Annotated in this window: 20 protein-coding genes; 13 read left to right on the top strand and 7 right to left on the bottom strand. The window is 74.4% G+C overall.

The genetic code is table 11. From position 1 onward, the window contains the following. Positions 1-228: 228 nt before the first annotated feature. From DT076_RS04630 to DT076_RS04620, 3 genes are all read right to left on the bottom strand, one after another. The gene (locus DT076_RS04630; RefSeq protein ID WP_114125467.1) at positions 229-1161 is read right to left on the bottom strand and encodes a hypothetical protein; all 933 of its coding nucleotides are present in this window, start codon (positions 1159-1161) and stop codon (positions 229-231) included. 442 nt (positions 1162-1603) lie between these two features. Continuing rightward, positions 1604-2191: an isochorismatase family protein gene (locus DT076_RS04625; RefSeq protein ID WP_114125466.1), complete on the bottom strand. Its 588-nt coding sequence runs from the start codon at positions 2189-2191 to the stop codon at positions 1604-1606. Beyond that, positions 2188-3486 carry a nicotinate phosphoribosyltransferase gene (locus DT076_RS04620; RefSeq protein ID WP_114125662.1) on the bottom strand — a complete coding sequence of 433 codons (1299 nt, stop codon included), beginning with the start codon at positions 3484-3486 and terminating at the stop codon, positions 2188-2190. The genes DT076_RS04625 and DT076_RS04620 overlap by 4 nt, the downstream gene beginning before the upstream one ends. Before the next feature lie 119 nt (positions 3487-3605). Between DT076_RS04620 and clpS the strand changes: the two genes are divergently transcribed. Genes clpS through DT076_RS04565 form a run of 11 tightly spaced genes read left to right on the top strand, consistent with a single transcriptional unit; the run spans position 3606 to position 13734 of the window. Further along, the gene (gene clpS, locus DT076_RS04615) at positions 3606-3920 is read left to right on the top strand and encodes an ATP-dependent Clp protease adapter ClpS (RefSeq protein ID WP_114125663.1); all 315 of its coding nucleotides are present in this window, start codon (positions 3606-3608) and stop codon (positions 3918-3920) included. Then, positions 3917-4498, top strand: a complete 582-nt coding sequence (locus DT076_RS04610; RefSeq protein WP_158548040.1) for a DUF2017 domain-containing protein — start codon at positions 3917-3919, stop codon at positions 4496-4498. Before clpS ends, DT076_RS04610 begins: the two co-directional genes overlap by 4 nt. Then, positions 4495-5346: a glutamate racemase gene (murI, locus tag DT076_RS04605; protein WP_233493635.1), complete on the top strand. Its 852-nt coding sequence runs from the start codon at positions 4495-4497 to the stop codon at positions 5344-5346. The genes DT076_RS04610 and murI overlap by 4 nt, the downstream gene beginning before the upstream one ends. Continuing rightward, positions 5327-6151, top strand: a complete 825-nt coding sequence (locus tag DT076_RS04600; RefSeq protein ID WP_114125464.1) for an MBL fold metallo-hydrolase — start codon at positions 5327-5329, stop codon at positions 6149-6151. The genes murI and DT076_RS04600 overlap by 20 nt, the downstream gene beginning before the upstream one ends. Before the next feature lie 10 nt (positions 6152-6161). Further along, a complete protein-coding gene (rph, locus tag DT076_RS04595) occupies positions 6162-6908 on the top strand; it encodes a ribonuclease PH (protein ID WP_114125463.1) in 747 nt (248 codons plus the stop codon). A 3-nt stretch (positions 6909-6911) separates the two neighbouring features. Continuing rightward, positions 6912-7550, top strand: coding sequence for an RdgB/HAM1 family non-canonical purine NTP pyrophosphatase (gene rdgB, locus DT076_RS04590; protein ID WP_114125462.1), 639 nt, complete (start codon positions 6912-6914; stop codon positions 7548-7550). Further along, complete coding sequence (locus DT076_RS04585; protein ID WP_114125461.1) at positions 7547-8356, top strand: thymidylate synthase; 810 nt, start codon at positions 7547-7549, stop codon at positions 8354-8356. Before rdgB ends, DT076_RS04585 begins: the two co-directional genes overlap by 4 nt. A 2-nt stretch (positions 8357-8358) precedes the next feature. Next, entirely contained in the window at positions 8359-9804 is a 1446-nt protein-coding gene (locus DT076_RS04580; protein ID WP_158548039.1) for a dihydrofolate reductase, read from the top strand. Beyond that, on the top strand, positions 9801-10655 hold the full coding sequence (locus DT076_RS04575; protein WP_114125459.1) for a class II fructose-bisphosphate aldolase: 855 nt from the start codon (positions 9801-9803) through the stop codon (positions 10653-10655). Before DT076_RS04580 ends, DT076_RS04575 begins: the two co-directional genes overlap by 4 nt. An 11-nt stretch (positions 10656-10666) precedes the next feature. Continuing rightward, positions 10667-11794, top strand: coding sequence for a GTPase family protein (locus DT076_RS04570; RefSeq protein WP_114125458.1), 1128 nt, complete (start codon positions 10667-10669; stop codon positions 11792-11794). Then, entirely contained in the window at positions 11791-13734 is a 1944-nt protein-coding gene (locus tag DT076_RS04565) for a penicillin-binding transpeptidase domain-containing protein (protein ID WP_199538963.1), read from the top strand. The genes DT076_RS04570 and DT076_RS04565 overlap by 4 nt, the downstream gene beginning before the upstream one ends. 14 nt (positions 13735-13748) lie before the next feature. On the opposite strand, the gene DT076_RS04560 is transcribed toward DT076_RS04565, so the two are convergent. Together DT076_RS04560 and DT076_RS04555 are read right to left on the bottom strand one after the other, a co-directional pair. After that, positions 13749-14156, bottom strand: coding sequence for a VOC family protein (locus DT076_RS04560; RefSeq protein ID WP_114125457.1), 408 nt, complete (start codon positions 14154-14156; stop codon positions 13749-13751). Positions 14157-14397: 241 nt separating this feature from the next. Next, positions 14398-16206 (bottom strand): glycoside hydrolase family 35 protein, encoded by a 1809-nt coding sequence (locus DT076_RS04555; protein ID WP_114125456.1) that lies wholly within the window; start codon positions 16204-16206, stop codon positions 14398-14400. A gap of 75 nt (positions 16207-16281) precedes the next feature. Between DT076_RS04555 and DT076_RS04550 the strand changes: the two genes are divergently transcribed. Continuing rightward, positions 16282-16770 (top strand): type III secretion system chaperone family protein, encoded by a 489-nt coding sequence (locus tag DT076_RS04550; RefSeq protein ID WP_114125455.1) that lies wholly within the window; start codon positions 16282-16284, stop codon positions 16768-16770. Positions 16771-16783: 13 nt separating this feature from the next. On the opposite strand, the gene DT076_RS04545 is transcribed toward DT076_RS04550, so the two are convergent. Together DT076_RS04545 and DT076_RS04540 are read right to left on the bottom strand one after the other, a co-directional pair. Then, positions 16784-17563, bottom strand: a complete 780-nt coding sequence (locus tag DT076_RS04545) for a GolD/DthD family dehydrogenase (RefSeq protein WP_114125454.1) — start codon at positions 17561-17563, stop codon at positions 16784-16786. Continuing rightward, the gene (locus tag DT076_RS04540; RefSeq protein WP_114125453.1) at positions 17556-18530 is read right to left on the bottom strand and encodes a sugar-binding transcriptional regulator; all 975 of its coding nucleotides are present in this window, start codon (positions 18528-18530) and stop codon (positions 17556-17558) included. Before DT076_RS04540 ends, DT076_RS04545 begins: the two co-directional genes overlap by 8 nt. A 152-nt stretch (positions 18531-18682) precedes the next feature. Between DT076_RS04540 and DT076_RS04535 the strand changes: the two genes are divergently transcribed. Further along, positions 18683-19780: an alcohol dehydrogenase catalytic domain-containing protein gene (locus tag DT076_RS04535; RefSeq protein WP_114125452.1), complete on the top strand. Its 1098-nt coding sequence runs from the start codon at positions 18683-18685 to the stop codon at positions 19778-19780. The last annotated feature ends 1 nt before the right edge of the window (position 19781 follow it).

The following is a 19781-nucleotide window of genomic DNA, read 5'->3' as shown; positions in this document are numbered from 1 at the left end:
CCGCTCCGGGGCCGAGGAGTGCGCCGAGTGGGCGATGCTCGCGCCGGTGAGACCCTGCGGGGCCGACCGCCGCCGCGAGTGGGCGGTGCTCCGGGGCAAGACCCTGCGACGCTGAGGAGCGCGTCGGGTGGGCGGTGCTTGCGTGCGGCGCTGAGCAGCGCGCCCAGCGGGCGGTCATCGGGTCGATGCGGCGCTGTGGTGCTGAACGGCGCCGCGAACGGGCGGTGCTCAGGCGGCGAGGGCGGGACGTCCGGGGAAGTGGCGCATCCAGTCGTCGCGCAGCCGGGGCACGCGCATCCCGGCTGCTCTCATGGCGGCCACCACCCGGGCGAGGGTGGCGCCGGGAACCGCCGTGAGGTCGTCGGACACCACGATGACGAAGCGCCAGCCGGTGTTCTGCAGCTCCTCACGCCGACCGATGTCCTCGCGCCAGGACTGCTGCCGCTCGATGTGCTGGCGGCCGTCGTACTCGATCGCGAGCAGGACGTGCTCGTAGGCCAGGTCGAGGCGCCGGACGACCTCGCCGTCGTCGTCGCGGATCCGGACGTCGACGGCCGGCTCGGGCAGACCGGCGAGGACGAGCAGCAACCGCGTCTGGGTCTCGCGTGGTGAGTCGACGCCGCTCCGCACCAGCCGGGCGGCCTCCCGAGCACGCCGTGCGCCGCGGCCGGAGTGGGAGGTGGCGGCCTCGACCAGGGCGCCCGGGCTGGTGTGGCCCTTCCGGACCAGGGAGTCGCCGAGGACGACCAGCTCGACGAGGCTCAGCGAGGCAGCCAGGTCGAGGAAGGTCCGCGACGCTGACGTGGCCAGCACCCCGTAGCGGCGCACCAGCTCTGGTCTGCGTGTGTAGCGGTGCTCCACGACGCCGCCGCGGCGGGACTGCGCCGTCCCGGTGGTGCCGACGTGGACGTCCGGGCACGCGGGTACCGCCGCGTCGAGCAGGAGGGCGGCCGTGTGGTGCGAGGCGAACCGTGCGCCCGGCCGGACCAGCAGCGCAGCCCTGGCCAGCAGGCTGGGCGTGAGCGGGACGCCAGCGGCCACGAAGCAGTCGACGAACAGCCGCCGGAACGCCGGACCGCGCAGCTGGTGGTCGGTGTACCCGGCCCGGAGGCCGGCCCGTCGCCGGAACGGTCGCCGGAGGTCGAAGGGCTCGCTCGTCATGCGGCCAGCCTGGAGCACCCGGCCGGTCGGTCCCGGGGTTATCCACAGGCCGTGCGGAGCGACTGGGCGCTCAAAGTTCGACGCCGGTCGCGGAGGGCTGTCGCGAGCGGGCGGTGCTCAGGAGAGCAGCGTGAGCGGCGCAGAACACACGACGCGAGTGGGCGGTGCTCAGGTGGCGCGGGCGGTCGACGCCAGACGCGCGACGCGAGAGGGCGGTGCTCAGGTGGCGCGGACGGCCGACACGGGACGCCCGACACGAGAGGGCGGTACTCAGGTGGCGCGGACGGTCGACACGGAAGGTCCGGCACAGTGGGCGGACCGTCAGGAACGCTGGGACGGCTCGGCACAGGCGCGCTGCGAACGGGCACTCCCCAGCCTCGTCCGGACGCTCGGCGGTCACGAGCGCCGCGACCGGGCGCTGCTCAGCCGGACGTGCCAGCGGTCAGCTGCTGCGGACCGCGACCCCGGCGTCGGTGAGCTCCTCGGCCGTCCGCGCCACGCCGTCGGGGTGCACGGCGGCGGTGAGGGGGAGCCGGACGCCGGTGGCGAAGCCGGCGGCCGCGGCGTCCAGGGCGGTGGCCCGCACGCAGTAGTCGGTGGCGATCCCGACGACGTCGACCGCGGCGACCCCGCGGGTGGTCAGCCACTCCGTCAGGGTCTCGCCCTCGGCGCTGCGGCCCTCGAACCCGGAGTAGGCGGCGCTGTACTCGCCCTTGTCGAAGACCGCCGCGAACGGGAAACCGGCCAACGCCGGGTGCAGCTCGACGCCGATGGTGCCGACCACGCAGTGCGGCGGCCAGCTGTCGACGTAGTCGGGGGTGTCGGAGAAGTGCGAGCCCGGGTCGATGTGGTGGTCGCGGGTGGCGACGACCAGGTCGTAGCCGTGGTCGCCGGCCAGCAGGGCGGCCACCGCGGCGGCGACGCTGTTGCCGCCCTCCACGCCGAGCGCGCCGCCCTCGCAGAAGTCGTTCTGCACGTCCACCACGACCAGCGCCCGGCCGCCGGTGGTCGCCGTCTGGTCCTGGCTCACGGGCGGCCCTCCCAGATCGTCTCGACCGCCGGTTCCCCGCGCGACATCTTCAGCGCGTCCAGCGGCAGCTCGGCACGGCTGCGCAGGTGCCGTTCCCGGGCCGCCGCCAGCGGTTCGGCGCCGACCACCTCACCCTCGCGGACCAGTGGCACCAGCAGCTGCCGGTCGTTGCGGTCGGCCTCGCTGCGCCGTCCGACTCCGATCACCTCGGCCTCCGCGACCCCCTGCTCGTCGAGCCTGCGCAGCGCGTACTTCCGCCCGCCCACCGAGATCTTGTCCTGGCTCTTCTTCGCCACCGGCTCCAGCGGGGTGTCCGGGCCGCCGGCGCTGCGGGCCACCAGCTTGTAGACGAACCCGCTGGTGGGGTGGCCGCTGCCGGTGACCAGGGACGTCCCGACGCCGTAGCCGTCGACCGGCGCCCCGGCCAGCGCGGCGATCGTCCACTCGTCGAGGTCGGAGGTGACGACGATCTTGGTCCGGGTCGCGCCGAGGGAGTCGAGCAGCTCCCGGGTGCGGCGCGCCACCAGCGGCAGGTCGCCGGAGTCGAGCCGGACCGCTCCCAGCCGTCCACCGGTCAGCTCCACCCCGGTGCGGATGGCCGCCTCGACGTCGTAGGTGTCGACCAGCAGGGTGGTGTCCTCCCCGAGCGCGCCCAGCTGGGCGGCGAAGGCGTCCCGCTCGCTGTCGTGCAGCAGGGTGAAGGAGTGGGCGGCGGTGCCGACGGTCGGGACGCCCCAGCGGCGTCCGGCCTCGAGGTTGGAGGTGGAGGCGAAGCCGCCGACGTAGGCGGCGCGCGCCGAGGCGACGGCCGCCCGCTCGTGGGTGCGGCGTGAACCCATCTCGATGCAGGGCCGGTCCTCGGCGACCACCGTCATCCGGGAGGCCGCCGAGGCGATCGCGCTGTCGTGGTTGTAGATGCTGAGCAGCAGCGTCTCCAGCACCACCGCCTCGGCGAAGGTGCCCTCCACCACCAGCAGCGGGGAGTAGGGGAAGTACACCTCGCCCTCGGGGTAGCCCCAGACGTCGCCGGTGAAGCGGTAGCCGCGCAGCCACTCCGCGGTGCCCTCGTCCACCACCCCGCGCCCGAGCAGGAAGTCGACCGCCTCGTCGTCGAAGCAGAACCGCTCCAGCGCCTCCAGCGCCCGGCCCACCCCGGCCACCACGCCGTAGCGGCGGCCGTCGGGCAGCCGGCGGGCGAACAGCTCGAACACCGAACGGCGCTCGGCGGTCCCCGCGGCCCGGGCGGCGCGCACCATGGTCAGCTCGTACATGTCGGTGAGCAGCGCGGTGGTCAGCACGCGCTCACCTTCCCACGGCCACCGGGTCGCGAGGCCGCTGCCCATCTCCGGTGACGCCGGGTGGCAACCGGCGCGAACGGTTGGACGGCCGGGGTCGGTGCGCCAGAATGGGCCGCATGTCCGCACCCGGTGGCGCTCCCGCCGCACCCTCAGGCGGCACAGCAGTCGTCGAACGTCCCGACGCCGACAGCCTCACCCAGACCCCGTGGGTGACGATCGTGTGGGACGACCCGGTCAACCTGATGTCCTACGTCGCGCACGTCTTCACCCAGTACTTCCACTACCCGCGGGCGAAGGCGGAGAAGCTGATGATGGAGGTCCACACCAAGGGCAAGGCGGTGGTCTCCAGCGGCAGCCGCGAGGCGATGGAGCGTGACGTCAACGCCATGCACGACTTCGGGCTGTGGGCGACCCTGGACCGGTCGGAGTGAAGCGGTTCGAGCGGCGGGGCAAGAAGCTCGTCACCTCCTTCGAGCCCGAGGAGGTGCAGCTGCTGCAGTCGCTGGTGCAGCAGCTGGTGGAGCTGATCACCGAGCACGGGCGACGCGTCGAGGAGTCCACCCCGGCGCCGGCGCAGCCCGACGACCCGTTCGCCTTCTGGGAGCGCGATCTGCGCGAGCACCCCGACCAGCCCGAGGTGCCGGAGGACCCGGTGCTGCAGCGGCTGTTCCCCGACGCCTACCCGCACGACCCGCGTGCCTCCTCCGACTTCCGCCGCTTCACCGAGCAGGACGCCCGCGCCGCCAAGCTGGCCGCGGCCCAGGTGGTGCTGGACGGGCTGGCCTCCTGCCGGGACGGACGCGACCTCAAGGTGCCCCTGGACCAGGCCGACGCCTGGCTGAAGACGCTGACCAACCTCCGGCTCAGCCTCGCCACCCGGTTGCAGATCACCGACGCCGAGAGCGCGGAGCTGCTGTCTGAGCTGCCCGAGGACGACCCGCGGGCCTTCCTCTACGGCGTCTACGAGTGGCTGGCCTTCGCCCAGGAGACGCTGGTGCAGAGCCTGTGAACGGAGCGGTGCCGCACTCCGGGCCCGACCCCGAGGCCCCGATCGGCGTCTTCGACTCCGGGTTCGGCGGGCTCACGGTGGCCCGGGCGATGAGCGACCAGCTGCCCGGTGAGCGGCTGCTCTACCTCGGTGACACCGCCCGCGCGCCCTACGGCCCGCTGCCGATCGACGTCGTCCGTGAGTACGCCCTGGAGTGCCTGGACCACCTGGCCGCGCAGGGGGTGAAGGCGCTGGTGATCGCCTGCAACTCGGCGTCCTCGGCGATGCTGCGCGACGCCCGCCAGCGCTACGACGTCCCCGTGGTCGACGTCATCCTGCCCGCCGCCCGGCGCGCCGCCCGGACCACCCGCAACGGCCGGGTGGGGGTGATCTGCACCGAGGCCACCGCCTCCTCCGGCGCCTACGCCGACGCCCTCGGGGTGGCTCCGGTGGAGGTCACCGTGCAGGCCTGTCCGCGGTTCGTGGAGTTCGTCGAGGCCGGGGTCACCGGCGGGCCGGAGCTGATGGCCGCCGCCGAGGAGTACCTGGCCCCGGTGCGCGCCGCCGACGTGGACACCCTGGTGCTGGGCTGCACGCACTACCCGCTGCTGACCGGGGTGATCAGCTACCTGCTCGGGCCGGGGGTCACGCTGGTCTCCAGCGCCGAGGAGTGCGCGACCGCCACCTACGCGACACTCACCCGCGAGGGGCTGCTGCGCGGTGGGTCCGCCGCCGGCGCCCCCCGACCTGGTCGGGACCTCCGTCCGGCCCGCATCGAGTTCATCACCACGGGGTCGCCGGACGCGTTCGCCGGGATCGGTCGCCGGCTGGTGGGGGAGTGGGTGGGCGATGTCCGCCAGTTCAGCTGAGGGTCTGACGCTGACCGTCGTCGGGTGCACCGGCTCGGCGTCCGGGCCGGACGCCCCGGCGTCCTGCTACCTGGTGCAGGCCCCGCACGAGGGCCGGCGGTTCAGCCTGGTGCTCGACCTCGGCCCGGGCGCGTTCGGGGCGCTGTGCCGCGTCGTCGACCCGTCGGAGGCGGACGCGATCGGCTTCAGCCACCTGCACGCCGACCACTGCCTGGACTTCGGCTCCTTCCACGTCGCCGCGCACTACTCACCCGGAGCCCCCTTCGACGTCGAGCTGTACGGCCCCGCCGGGACGTCGGAGCGGCTGGGACGGGCCTACGAGGTCGACCCGGCCGACGTCGGGGCCTTCGCCGCCCGCTGGCCGGCCCGCACCTGGCAGCCGGTGCAGCAGGTCGGGCCCCTCACTGTCCGCACCGCACGCGTGCACCACCCGGTGGAGGCCTACGCGGTCCGGGTCGAGCTCGGCGGCGCCAGCCTCACCTTCAGCGGCGACACCGCTCCCTGCGCGGCGCTGGTCGACCTGGCCCGCGGCACCGACCTGCTGCTCGCCGAGGCCGGGCACCCGACCGGTGTGGCCGCCACCCCCGGCGTGCACCTCACCCCGGTCGAGGCGGCCGAGGCGGCCCGGGACGCCGGGGCGGGGGCGCTGGTGCTCACCCACGTCTCGCCCTGGTTCGACGCCGCGGCCTTCCGGGACGAGGCCGAGGCGACGCTGCGCGCGGCCGGCGGGGACCAGCCCGTGCTCCGCGCCGAGCCGGGGCTCACCGTGCACGCGACGGCCGGATCCGTCAGCGTCCTCCGCTAGGGTCACGGCCATGACCTCACCCGCCACCGACCAGCCGCCGACCCGCGCCGACGGACGGGCCGCCGACGAGCTGCGCGAGGTGCGGATCACCCGTGGCTGGCTCGACCACGCCGAGGGGTCGGTGCTGGTGGAGTTCGGCGCCACCCGGGTGCTGGTGGCGGCCAGCGTCAGCGAGGGCGTCCCGCGCTGGCGGCGCGGCACCGGGCTCGGCTGGGTGACCGCCGAGTACGCGATGCTGCCGCGGGCCACCCACACCCGCTCGGACCGCGAGTCGGTCAAGGGCCGGATCGGCGGGCGCACCCAAGAGATCAGCCGGCTGATCGGGCGGAGCCTGCGCGCCGTCATCGACTATAAGGCGCTGGGGGAGAACACCATCCAGCTCGACTGCGACGTGCTGCAGGCCGACGGCGGCACCCGCACCGCCGCCATCACCGGCGCCTGGGTCGCGCTGCACGACGCCTGCACCCACCTCTCCGGGCTCGGCGCGCTGGCCGGTGAGCCGCTGACCGGCTCGGTCCAGGCGGTCTCGGTCGGCATCGTCGACGGACGCCCGGCGCTCGACCTGAACTACGCCGAGGACAGCACCGCGGAGGTCGACCTCAACGTCGTCACCGACGGCGAGGGCCGCTTCATCGAGGTGCAGGGCACCGCCGAGGGACGCCCCTTCGACCGGGCCATGATGGACGCCCTGCTCGACCTCGCGGTGGTCGGCTGCGGCCGGCTGGCCGAGCGGCAGCGCGCCGCGCTGGAGGCCTGAGCGGTGACCTCGGGGACGACCGCGCGGGTGGTGCTGGCCACCGGCAACCCGGGCAAGCTGGCCGAGCTGCGCCGGCTGGTCGGCGACCGGCTGGAGGTGCTCGGCCTGGCCGACCTGCCGGCCTACCCCGAGCCGGCCGAGACCGAGAGCACCTTCGAGGGCAACGCGCTGATCAAGGCCCGCGCCGGGGTGGCCGCCACCGGGCTGGCCTGCCTGGCCGACGACTCCGGGCTGGAGGTCGACGTGCTCAACCGGATGCCGGGGGTGCGCTCGGCCCGCTGGGCCGGGCCGGGGGCCAGCGACCGCGACAACCTCGAGCTGCTGCTGCGCCAGGTCGAGGACGTGGAGGAGGCCCGGCGCACCGCCCGCTTCGTCTGCGCGGTCGCCATCGCGCTGCCCGACGGTCGCACCGAGGTGGTGCGCCGGGAGTGGGAGGGGCGTCTGACCACCGCGCCGGCCGGGGAGAACGGCTTCGGCTACGACCCGGTGTTCGTGCCCCAGGGCCACACGCGCACCTCCGCCCAGCTCAGCCCGGAGGAGAAGGACACCCTCAGCCACCGCGGTCAGGCGGTGCGGGCGGCCGTCCCGGTGCTGCTCGGGCTGCTCGGGGTGCAGGCGACCAGCTCGGAGGAGGAGGAGTGAGGGCCTACCTCGACCTGCTGCGGCGGGTGCTCGACGAGGGCGTGGTGAAGACCGACCGCACCGGCACCGGCACCCGCAGCGTGTTCGGCCACCAGATGCGCTTCGACCTCTCCGCCGGCTTCCCGCTGGTCACCACCAAGAAGGTGCACACCCGCTCGGTGTTCGGCGAGCTGCTGTGGTTCCTGCGCGGGGACACCAACGTCGCCTGGCTGCACGAGAACAAGATCTCGATCTGGGACGAGTGGGCCGACGCCGACGGCGAGCTCGGGCCCGTCTACGGCTACCAGTGGCGCAGCTGGCCCACCCCCGACGGCGGCACCGTCGACCAGCTGGCCCGGGTGGTGGAGCAGATCCGCACCAACCCCGACTCCCGCCGGCACCTGGTCAGCGCCTGGAACGTCGCCCAGCTCGACGAGATGGCGCTGCCGCCCTGCCACACGATGTTCCAGTTCTACGTCGCCCCCGCCGACGACGGGCCGGGACGGCTCAGCTGCCAGCTCTACCAGCGCTCCGGCGACGTCTTCCTCGGCGTGCCCTTCAACATCGCCTCCTACGCCCTGCTCACCGCGATGGTGGCCCAGGTGACCGGGCTGCGGGTCGGCGACTTCGTGCACACCCTGGGCGACGCCCACCTCTACCTCAACCACGTCGAGCAGGCCGAGCTGCAGCTCACCCGCGAGCCGCGCCCGCTGCCGACGCTGTGGCTCGACCCGGACGTCCGCGACCTCGACGGCTTCACCCTCGACTCGATCCGCGTCGAGGGCTACGACCCCCACCCCGCCATCAAGGCGCCGATCGCCGTCTGAGCGTGACGAGGGTGATCGGGGTGGCGGCCTACGCCCGTAACCGCGTGATCGGCGACGGTCCGGACATCCCCTGGCACCTGCCCGGGGAGCAGGCCCGGTTCAAGGAGCTGACCACCGGCGGCACCCTGGTGATGGGACGCCGCACGTACGAGTCGATCGGGCGCCCGCTGCCCGGCCGGCAGACCGTCGTGCTCACCCGGAGCGGCTGGACGCCGGCGCCCGGGCACGCCGACCGGGTCGCGGTCGCCGCGGGGCCCGAGCAGGCGCTCGCGCTGGCCGCGGAGCGTCCCGGCGAGGTGTTCGTGGTCGGCGGCGGTGAGGTGTACCGGCTGCTGTGGCCCTGGCTGGACGAGCTGCGCCTCACCGAGGTGCAGGCCGATCCGGCCGGCGACGTCACCTTCCCCGAGGTGGACCCGCGGGAGTGGGTGGAGGTGGCCCGCGTGCCGCAGCCGGGCTGGACGGAGCTGCACCTGCGCCGCAGCCGGGCCGCGATCGGGCTGGACGTCGGCGGCACCGCGGTGAAGGCGGTGGTCTGCCGCGAGGACGGCACCGTGCTGGCCCGCTCCGAGACCGCCACCCCGGCGGGGGCCGAGGGCCTGCTGGACGTGCTGGCCGGGGTGGTCACCGGGCTCGAGGCCCAGGTCGCCGGACTGGCCTGCGTGCCCACCGTCGGGCTGTCGGTGCCCGGCATCGTCGACGACGACCGGCAGGTGGCGGTGCACTCGACGAACCTGGGCTGGCGCGACGCCCGGCTGGCCGACGACCTGGCCCGGAGGCTGGGGCGTCCGGCGGTGCTGGGCCACGACGTCCGCGCGGGTGGCCGGGCCGAGCTGCGCTGGGGTGCGGCCGCCGGGGAGTCCTCGGTGATGTTCGTCGCGGTCGGCACCGGGATCGCCACCGCGCTCTACCTCGACGGCCGGGCGGTGGTCAGCGGCGGCTACGCCGGCGAGACCGGGCACGCACTGGTGCCCGACCCGGCCACCGGCGAGCTCGAGCTGATGGAGCGGATCTCCTCGGCCGCGGCGATCGCGCGCCGCTGGTCGGCCCGCAGCGGCCGGCCGGCCACCGGCAGCCTGGACGTGTTCACCGCCGCCGACGCCGGCGACCCCGACGCCCGCGCGGTGATCACCGAGGCCCTGGAGACCCTGGCCGACGTGCTCGCGGTGCAGATGAGCCTGGTGGGACCGGTGCCGGTCGTCCTCGGCGGCGGGCTCAGCCGGGCCGGCGAGGCCGTCCTCGGACCGCTCACCGAGGGGCTGCGCCGCCGGCTGGTGCTCTCCGGGCCGCCGCCGCTGCGGGCGGCCCAGCTCGGCTCCTGGGCCGGCGCCATGGGCAGCGCCGACGCCGCCCTGGCCCGGCACGGCGCCAGCTCGGTCGCCGTCAGCGGCTCCGGCCCCACCGCGCCCGAGCCCGCCCACGCACCCACCGAACCGGAGGAGACCCCGTGACCGACTTGCGCACCCTGGCCCGTGAGGCCGCCGCCGACCACGTCGGGCTCGGCGCCTTCAACGTCATCCAGCTCGAGCACGCCACCGCGCTGGTGCAGGGCGCGGAGCGGGCCGGACGACCCGTGGTGCTGCAGATCAGCCAGAACGCGGTGAAGTACCACGGCGCGCTCGAGCCGGTGCTCGCCGCCACCCTCGCCGTCGCCCGGGGCGCGTCGGTGCCGGTGGTGGTCCACCTCGACCACGCCGAGGACACCGACCTGATCCGTCGTGCGGTCGAGCTCGGCGTGCACTCGGTGATGTACGACGGCTCCCACCTGGACTACGAGGCCAACGTCGCCACCACCGCGGAGATGGTGCGCTTCTGCCACGACGCCGGGGTGGTGGTCGAGGCCGAGCTCGGCGAGGTGGGCGGCAAGGACGGCGTGCACGCCCCCGGCGCCCGCACCGACCCCGAGGAGGCGGCCGCCTTCGTCGGGGCCACCGGGGTCGACCTCCTCGCGGTGGCCGTCGGGTCCTCCCACGCCATGACCACCCGCGACGCCGTCCTCGACGTCGAGCTGATCGGCGCGCTGGCCGACCGGCTGGACGTCCCGCTGGTGCTGCACGGCTCCTCGGGGGTGAGCGACGCCGGCATGCAGGCGGCGATCGCGGCCGGGATGACCAAGATCAACGTCTCCACCCACCTCAACCAGGTGATGACCGGGGCGGTCCGCCGGGTGCTGGAGGGGGAGAACCCGCCGGTCGACCCGCGGAAGTGGATGGCGCCGGCCCGCCAGGCCGTCGCCGACGAGGTGGCCCGGCTGCTCAGCCTCTACGGCGCGGCAGCCACGGCGGGCCAGCGGCCCGCATAGACTCCTCGACCGTGCCCGCCAGCGACTTCTTCACCGAGTCCTTCCGCAGCCGGTACGCCGAGGAGGCGCTCGCGCTCGGCCGGTTCAACCTGGCGCTGTTCGGCAAGACCGGGGTGGGCAAGTCCACGCTGATCAACGCGATCTTCGGCTCGGAGGTCGCCGAGACCGGGATCGGCCGCCCGGTCACCCAGGGCTCCCACCTCTACCTGCACACCGAGGGCTTCCTCGGCCTGGTCGACACCAAGGGCCTGGAGCTGGGCCGCGACGACAAGGCGCTGCTGCGCGACGTCGACCAGATGATGAAGGCCGGGCGCAAGCAGGAGCTGTCGGAGCAGGTGCACGTCGCCTGGTACTGCCTGCGCGGGCTCGACCGCCGCTTCGAGGACTCCGAGGCCGAGTTCATCCAGCACCTGCACTCGGTCGGGCTGCCGGTCGTGGTGGTGCTCACCCAGGTGCCGATGCGCGACGGGCAGTACCACCCGGACGCCGTCGAGCTGGCGCACCAGATCGCCGACCGCGAGCTGCCCATCGTGGCCGGCCACCCCTTCCTCGTCCAAGCCCTGAGGGACCAGTTCACCGGTCAGCCGTCCCACGGCTTGATGGAGCTCTTGGAGGCGACCTTTCAAGCTGCTCCCGAAGGTGTCGAGGGAGCGCTCACCGCGGCGCAGCAGATCGACACGGCCCGCAAGGCGCGGCTGGCCCAGGCCCACGTGGGCGCGGCGGTGAGCGCTGCCGCGGGCGCGGCGGCCATCCCGATCCCGTTCAGCGACGCGGCCGTGCTGGTGCCGATCCAGCTCGGCATGATGGCGCGGATCAGCCAGATCTACGGCATCCGGGTCGAGCGGGCGGCGATGCTGGCACTGGCCTCCTCCGCGGCGGCGACCGCCGGCGGTCGGGCGCTGGCGACCAACCTGCTGAAGTTCGTGCCCGGGGCCGGGAGCCTGGTCGGCGGTGTGGTCGGTGCCGGGGTGGCCAGCGGGTTCACCCTCGCCATGGGCGAGGCGTGGCTGGTGGTCTGCCAGCGGGCCGCGGCCGGACGGCTGCCGGTGGTCGACGGGGCGATCCAGTCCGAGGCGCTGCAGGCGCTGTTCCGCGAGGAGTTCACCAAGCACCTGCCGAAGATCCGGGAGCGCCGGTGAGCCGGGCGGGACACCGGGGACGGGCGGCGCTGGCGGGTCTGCTGGCGCTCGGGCTGTCGCTCAGCGGGTGCTCCCTGCTGGCCGACCGGACGCCGCCGGAGGAGACCCTGGCGCTGCTGGCCGACGGGCTGCAGCGGGGCGACCTGACCGCGGTGCCGGTCACGCCGGAGACCCGTGCCGAGGCGCAGCGGCTGCCGCAGGTGCTGGAGCAGCTGGACGGGCTGCGCCCGACGGTGCGTGCCACCCCCAGCGAGCAGGTCGACCGCGGCCGCACCCGCACCCGGGCGGTGGTGGAGTACACCTGGCACCCCGTCCCCGAGGCCGAGCCGTGGACCTACTCCCGCGACGTCGAGCTGGTCAAGGACGCCGAGACCGACTGGCAGGTGGTGTGGACGCCGTCGGCGCTCGCCCCCGGTCTCGACCCCGGCGAGGTGCTGGACACCCGCCGCGTCCCCGCCCGCCGGGCCGACGTGCTCGGCGCCGGGGACGAGCCGCTGGTGCGGATGCGCGAGGTCGAGCGGGTCGGTCTGGACAAGACCCAGGTCCGCCCCGAACGCCAGGAGGACTCCGCCCGCGAGCTGGCCGAGCTGCTCGACATCGACGCCGACGCCTTCGTCGAGCGGGTCGAGGCGGCCGGTGACCAGGCCTTCGTCGAGGGCCTGGTGGTCCGTGGCTCGGAGACCGAGACCATCGAGGAGATCCGCTCCGGGGCCGGGGAGATCGACGGCGCCCGCCTGGTGCCCGACGAGCGTCCGCTGGCGCCCAGCCGGGAGTTCGCCGGACCGGTGCTCGGGGTGGCCGGCCCGGCGACCGAGGAGGTCGTCCAGGCCTCCGAGGGCGATCTGGTCGCGGGCGACTTCGCCGGGTTGACCGGCCTGCAGGCCCGCTACGACGACCAGCTCCGCGGCACGCCCGGGACGGCGGTCGTCATCGAGCCCGTCGACCCCGCCGACGGCGCCCCCGACGCCGACACCGAGGACGAGGTGCTGCACACCGTCCCGGCGACCGACGGGACGCCGCTGCGGCTGACCCTGGACGAGCGCGCCCAGTCGGTGGCCGACAGCCTGCTCACCGAGGTCAAGACGCCGGCCGCCCTGGTGGCGATCCAGCCGTCCACCGGCGAGGTGCTGGCGGCGGCCTCCGGCCCGGCCGGCGGCGGCTTCTCCAACGCCACCGAGGGGCTCTACCCGCCGGGATCGACGTTCAAGATCGTCTCCGCGCTGGCCCTGCTGCGCAGCGGGGTGCGGCCCGACGACACCGTGAGCTGCTCGCGGACGGTGACTGTGAACGGGCGCACCTTCGAGAACTACGACGACTACCCGTCCTCGGCGCTGGGCGAGATCAGCTTCGCGGAGGCGTTCGCCCACTCCTGCAACACCGCCTTCATCCGGCTGTGGGAGCAGGTGGGTGCGGAGGGTCTGCAGACGGCGGCGAAGAGTCTCGGCATCAACACCGACGCCGACCTGGGCTACCCCTTCACCCTCGGCACCGTGCCCGACAGCGACGACCCCGTCGAGCAGGCCGCGATGATGATCGGCCAGGGCACGGTCACCACCAACGCCCTCGGGGTGGCCACGGTCGCCGCGTCGGTGTCGGCCGGGCACCGGGTGACGCCGATGCTGGTGGTCGACGGCGGGGAGAACCCCGAGGAGGTGGAGCAGCCGCTCACCGAGCAGGAGCAGGCCGACCTGCAGCAGCTGATGCGCGCGGTCACGACCGAGGGCAGCGGCCGGTTCCTGCGCGACCTCGGGGGTGACCCGGTGCTGTCGAAGACCGGCACGGCCGAGCACGGCGGCGGCCCGGACGAGGAGCCGGGCACCCACGGCTGGATGGTGGCGGTGCAGGGCGACCTGGCGGTGGCCGTCCTGGTCGAGGACGGCGAGAGCGGCAGCGGCTCGGCCGGGCCGCTGCTCGAGGAGTTCCTCCGCGACTGGCGCTGAGGTCGATCCTGGGCTCAGCCGCGGCTGGAGATCTGCTGCACCGCCCAGCCGTTGCCGTCGGGGTCGGAGAAGAAGAGGAAGCCGATGTTGTCGAGCGGGTCGGGCTGCGGCGACGGGTTCTCCCCGAGCACCTGGACGTCACCGACCTCCACCCCGCGGCCCAGCAGCTCCTCCCGGGCGGCACGGACGTCGGGGACCACCAGCTGCAGGCCCTTGAGCGAGCCGGCCGGCATCTGCGAGGCCTCCGGGCTGCTCAGCACGACCGAGCACCCCGACCCGGGCGGGGTCAGCTGCACCATCCGCTGCCCGGGGCCGACCTCGACGTCGTGGTCGAGCACGAAGCCCAGCTGGTCGGCGTAGAACCCCACGGCCCGGTCCAGGTCGCTGACCGGGACCACCACCACCTCGAGCGTCCAGTTCACGTCCGTCCTCCTCGTCACCGCGCAGCCCGAACGCCACGCTGCTGGAAAGACCCCGCAACCACCCACCACTCATCGCGCCCCGCTACCTCCGAGCGCCCTGAGCCTGTCGAAGGGCGTCTCTCGGGCTTCGACAGGCTCAGCCCGCTGTCGCTGGGGGTTCCTGCCCGGCCGCACCTCGGCGCCCAACCTGACCCAACCGCCCTGAGCCTGTCGAAGGGCGAGCGCCCCGAGCTGTCCAACGTCAGCCGAGCACGGGCTCCGCGACCAGCTCCACCCGTGTCCCCGGGGCGACCAGCTCGCAGACGACGACCTCGTTGGCGCCGGCGCGCCACAGCGGCGCGGGGGCGTAGAGGGTCTGCTGGGGGCCGGCCGGGTTCCAGTAGCGGCCCAGGTTGAAGCCGTTGAGGTACACGTAGCCGTGGTGCCACCCCGGCAGGGCGAGGAAGCCGTCGGCCGGCTCGTCCACCGTCAGCTCCGCCCGGAAGAACCCGGGACCTGTCGCGTCCCCGGCGGCGGACCAGTCCAGCTCCGGCTGCTCGGTCAGGTCGATGCCCCGCTGCTCCCAGCCGAACAGGTGCTGGTGGTCCAGGCGGGCGCTGCGCAGGCCCTTGCGCTCACCCAGGAACGGGCCGAAGTTCACCCGGCCGAGGCTGCTCACCACCACGTCCAGCCGGTGCTCGCCGGCCGGGACGTCCAGCTCGACCTCGGTGCCGAAGGCGGGGTCGACGTCCAGCTCGGAGACCAGCCCGGTCTGGTCGCCGTCGGGGGTGTGCAGGCGGACGCGCGCCAGGTCACCCACCCCGGGCAGTCGCAGCGGCGCCCGCACCGGGCCGCGGACGGTGGTCCGGTAGCGCACGGCGCCGTGCAGGAGCCCGAGGTCCTCCAGCGAGGACGGCGCGACGCCGCGCACCGGGTCGACCCCGTCGAGCACGGTGTCCAGGGCCAGCCCGGACGCCTCCACCTCGACCGTCTGCACCGGCAGCCGGCGCGACGGCGGCGGGGGCTGCGGCGGCTCGGTGCCCAGGACGGCGGTGACCACCTCGCGGAACGCCCAGAACTTGGGCGTGCAGGTGCCGTCCTCGGCGATGGCGGCGTCGTAGTCGTAGCTGGTGACGGTCGGCTGCAGCCGGCCCTCGGGGCTGGCGTTGGCGCCGGCCCACACGCCGAAGCTGGTGCCGCCGTGGGCCATGTAGAGGTTGACCGAGTGCCCACCCTCCAGCATGGTCCGCAGCTCGGCGGCGGCGTCCTCGGCCGGTCGGGTGTGGTGCTCGGCACCCCAGTGGTCGAACCAGCCGTTCCAGAACTCCAGGCACATCGTCGGCGTGCCGGGACGGTGCTCGAGCAGGGTGGCGAAGGCCTCCTCGGTGCGCGAGCCGAAGTTCGCGGTGGCGAGCACGTCGGGCAGGGTGCCGCCCTGCAGCATCAGCGCCGTCGGGCCGTCGGAGGTGAACAGCAGCTCGGTGATCCCGCGCCGGCGCAGCCCGTCGGCGAGGTGCTGCAGGTAGTCCCGGTCGTCGCCGAAGCTGCCGTACTCGTTCTCCACCTGGACGCCCACCACCGGCCCGCCGTGCGCGGCCTGGCGTTCGGCCACCACCGGGATGAGCACGTCGAACCAGGCGTCCACGTGCTTCAGCCACGCCGGGTCGGAGCTGCGCAGGTTGGTGCCCCGGGCGCCGGTGCGCAACCGCGGGTCGGCCAGCAGCCAGGCGGGCAGCCCGCCCAGCTCCCACTCCGCGCAGATGTAGGGCCCGGGCCGCACCAGGACGTCCAGCCCCAGCCGGCCGGCGAGGTCGAGGAAGGCGCCGAGGTCGCGGTCACCGGTGAAGTCGGGCTCGCGGTCGGCGCGCGGCGCGTGGAAGTTCCACGCCACGTACGTCTCCACCGTGGTGCAGCCCAGCGCCAGCAGCCGCCTCAGCCGGTCCTCCCACAGGGCATGGGGCACGCGGAAGTAGTGCAGCGCCCCGGACACGACCGTGTGCGGCTGCCCGTCCCGCCGGAACCCGCCGGGGCGGCCGGGATCGGCGGAGGGGACGGGGGTGAGGACGCTCACGGGCGGGCCTTCCGACGGGTGGGGGACGACGTGCTCGCCGCATCATGCCACCGGCGTCCTCCCTATGCTGGCCGCGTGCGGGAACGGGTCATCGCGCTGGTGCGCGGCCACCTCGACGGCAGCGGGCTGCGCTGGGCCGAGACCGCGCCCGGGACGTTCACCGTCACCCTGCCCGGGGAGCACAAGCTCAGCACCGAGTGCGCGCTGGTGGTGGCCGACCACACCCTGCAGGTGCGCGCCTTCGTGGCCCGGCGGCCCGACGAGCACGCCGCCGAGGTGCACCGCTGGCTGCTGCAGCGCAACCTGTCCGGCTACGGCGTCGCGTTCAGCCTGGACCACCACGGCGACATCCACCTGACCGGCCGGCTGTCGCTGGAGGTCGTCACCGCCGCCGAGCTGGACCGGCTGCTGGGCGAGGTCGCCCGGGTCGCCGACGAGTCCTTCGACACCATCGTCGGCACCGGGTTCCGCACGGCCATCGAGCGGGAGTGGCGCTGGCGGCTGGCCCGCGGGGAGCCGACGGCCAACCTGGCCGCCTTCGAGCACCTGCGCCCGCCGGGCTGACCGGCCCCGCGACTCAGACGGTGGTGTAGCCGCCGTCCATCACCACGTTCTCGCCGGTGATCATGGCCGCCTCGTCGCTGGCGAGGAAGGCGATCAGCGCGGCCACCTCCGAGGGCTGGGCGAACCGCCCCACCGGGATCGCCCGCCGTGCGGCCTCACCCTTCTCCCCGGCCCAGGCCTCCCGGCCCAGCGGCGTCTCGACCACGGTGGGGGAGACCGCGTTGACCGTCACCCCGTGCGGAGCCCACTCCAGCGACAGCGCCCGGGTCATCCCCAGCACGCCGGCCTTGCTGGCGCAGTAGGCCACGTGCTCGTCCAGACCCACCACGGCGGCCTGGGAGGCGAGGTTGACGATCCGGCCGTAGCCGGCGGCCACCATCCGCCGCCCGACCGCCTGGGCCATGAAGAAGCTGGCGCCGAGGTTGACGTCCAGGGTCTGGTGCCAGTGCCCGGCCGGCAGGTCGACCGCCTTGCCCAGCCGGACCACACCGGCGGAGTTGACCAGCACCTGCGGGGTGCCGACCTCCTCGACGACGCGGGCGACGACCTGCTCGGCCCGTCCGTCGACGGTGAGGTCGGCCACCACCGGCAGGTGGCCGGTGCCGGGCAGCCCGGCCACCACCTCGACCACGGACTCGGCCAGGTCGACCCCGACCACCCGGTCGCCGCGGGCGGCGCAGGTCTGGGCGACCGTGCGGCCGATGCCGCTGGCGGCGCCGGTGACGACGGTCACCCGGGGCGTGCCCACGCCGGTCGGGACGGCCGCGGGGTCGGCTGCGGTTGGATCAGGCATCGTCGGGGCTCCTGTCGTCGGGGAGGTCGGGTGGCAGCGCAGCGACCACGAGGCGGGCGGTGGCGGCATCGGTGACGAGGTGGTTGAACAGGCCGGCGCGGGCCCCACCGACGACGCTGTGCACCTTCTCCGCGCCGACCGCGACGGCGATCGAGCACGGGACGGCCCGCAGCTGGTCGGTGCCGATCCGCACCATGTCCGCGCGGCCCTCGAAGTCGGCCTCGGCGCCGTCGGCGCCGTAGAAGTTGAGGCTGATGTCACCGACGGTGGCGCGCAGCCGCGGGTCGTCGACCGGCACCGAGGCCGACACCGAGCGGCGGCCCACCAGCGGGGCCCCCACCCCCACCAGCGCCACCGCGGCGCGATCCCACAGACCGGTGGTGCGTCGGAAGTCGGGATCGGCCTCCAGGGTGGCGCGCATCGCGGGGCTGGGCCGGGCCTGGGCGAAGAGGAAGTGCGGACGTCCGCCCACCCGCTCGGCCCAACGGCGCACGATCTCGTTGGTCTGGTGCCAGGCCTCCGGCTCGGCGACCCCGCCGGACGTCGGAGCCACCTCCACCCCCGTGAGCGACGGCAGCCGGTGCTCGCTGAGCTGGTGCAGCGTCCGTCCCGAGGAGACCAGCAGGACGTCACCGGGCCGCAGGGCGCAGGAGCTCAGCGCCTCACCGACGGCCGGCACCAGCCCAGCCAGGTCCGCACCGGCGGCGGGCACCACCCAGGCGCGCCGCAGCCCGAGCGCCGTGGCCAGCCGCCCGGCCAGGCCGGCCTCGGGCTGCTGCGGCGGGTGCACGGTGATCTGCACCATGCCGCTGCGCCGGGCCTCGGCCAGCAGGCGGCTGACGGTGGGACGCGACACCTGCAGGGCGGCGGCGATCTCGGCCTGGTTCACCTCGTCGAGGTAGTACATCCGGGCGGCGCGGTGCACCAGGTCGGGGTCGAAGCGCGGGCGCTGCGGCGGCGCGTCCATGCCTCTCACCTGCTTCCCGTCGGCTCGGTGGCACTGCCCAGCACCGTAACGCACATTGGTTCCGGTGTGAACATGTGTTCTTGACATCGCTTCCGACGCCGTGCTCGACTGGGGCCGACCGGTTCGCCGCACGACCAACGGAGGTACCACGGATGTCTGAGCCCCTTCCCGACCGGATGCAGGCCGTGGTGGTCCACGGGCCGGAGGACTACCGGCTGGAGGAGAAGGACGTCCCGCGCCCGGGCCCGGGGGAGATGCTGCTGCGGGTCGAGGCGGTCGGCGTCTGCGCCAGCGACCTGAAGTGCTACCACGGGGCGGCCAAGTTCTGGGGCGACGAGCACCGCGAGCCCTACGTGCAGGTCGGCCGCAGCCCCGGTCACGAGTTCGTCGGCGAGGTCGTCGCCGGGGACGAGGAGGCCTTCGCCCACCACCGGGTCGCGATCGGCGACCGCGTCGCCTGCGAGCAGATCGTGCCGTGCGAGGAGTGCCGCTACTGCCGGCGCGGGCAGTACTGGATGTGCGGGCCGCACGACATGTTCGGGTTCAAGAACTTCGACGGCGCGATGGCCGAGTACGTGCTGGTCCCGATCCGGGCCCGGGTGCACCAGGTGTCCAAGCAGCTCGAGCCGCACCACGCCGCCTTCGCCGAGCCGCTGTCGTGCGCGCTGCACGCGGTCGAGCGGGCGAACATCTCCTTCGAGGACACCGTGGTGGTGGCCGGCTGCGGCCCGATCGGGCTGGGGCTCATCCTCGGCGCGCGGGAGAAGAACCCGATGAACCTCATCGCCCTCGACCTCGACGACGACAAGCTCGCCCTCGGCAAGGCCTGCGGGGCCGACCTCACCATCAACATCCGCGAGGAGGACGCCGTCGCCCGCATCAAGGAGCTGACCGACGGCTACGGTGCCGACGTCTACCTCGAGGGCACCGGGCACCCCTCGGCGGTCGGGCAGGGTCTCAACCTGCTGCGCAAGCTCGGCACCTACGTCGAGTACTCCGTCTTCGGCTCCGACGTCACCGTCGACTGGTCGATCATCTCCGACGACAAGGAGCTCGACGTCCTCGGCGCCCACCTCGGCCCGCACTGCTGGCCGGCGGCGATCAAGATGCTGGAGGACGGCAAGGTGCCGGTGGAGCAGATCTGCACCCACCAGTTCGCGCTGGCCGACTTCCAGCAGGCCCTCGACCTGGTGGGCGACACGAGCGGCGCGTCGGTGAAGGTGTCGCTGCTGCCGGGACGCCGGGGCTGAG

Source organism: Desertihabitans brevis (assembly GCF_003327535.1).
In the GTDB taxonomy this organism is placed as follows: Bacteria; Actinomycetota; Actinomycetes; order Propionibacteriales; family Propionibacteriaceae; genus Desertihabitans; species Desertihabitans brevis.
Note: the sequence above shows the minus strand (reverse complement) of the source record. Positions and strands in the feature narration are given on the sequence as shown.

Bases quoted from the DNA above. Each gene is read 5' to 3' on its own strand.
- DT076_RS04630 (WP_114125467.1), bottom strand. From the start codon at position 1,161: ATGACGAGCGAGCCCTTCGACCTCCGGCGACCGTTCCGGCGACGGGCC.
- clpS (WP_114125663.1), top strand. From the start codon at position 3,606: ATGTCCGCACCCGGTGGCGCTCCCGCCGCACCCTCAGGCGGCACAGCA.
- DT076_RS04600 (WP_114125464.1), top strand. From the start codon at position 5,327: ATGTCCGCCAGTTCAGCTGAGGGTCTGACGCTGACCGTCGTCGGGTGC.
- rph (WP_114125463.1), top strand. From the start codon at position 6,162: ATGACCTCACCCGCCACCGACCAGCCGCCGACCCGCGCCGACGGACGG.
- DT076_RS04545 (WP_114125454.1), bottom strand. From the start codon at position 17,563: ATGCCTGATCCAACCGCAGCCGACCCCGCGGCCGTCCCGACCGGCGTG.
- DT076_RS04540 (WP_114125453.1), bottom strand. From the start codon at position 18,530: ATGGACGCGCCGCCGCAGCGCCCGCGCTTCGACCCCGACCTGGTGCAC.
- DT076_RS04535 (WP_114125452.1), top strand. From the start codon at position 18,683: ATGTCTGAGCCCCTTCCCGACCGGATGCAGGCCGTGGTGGTCCACGGG.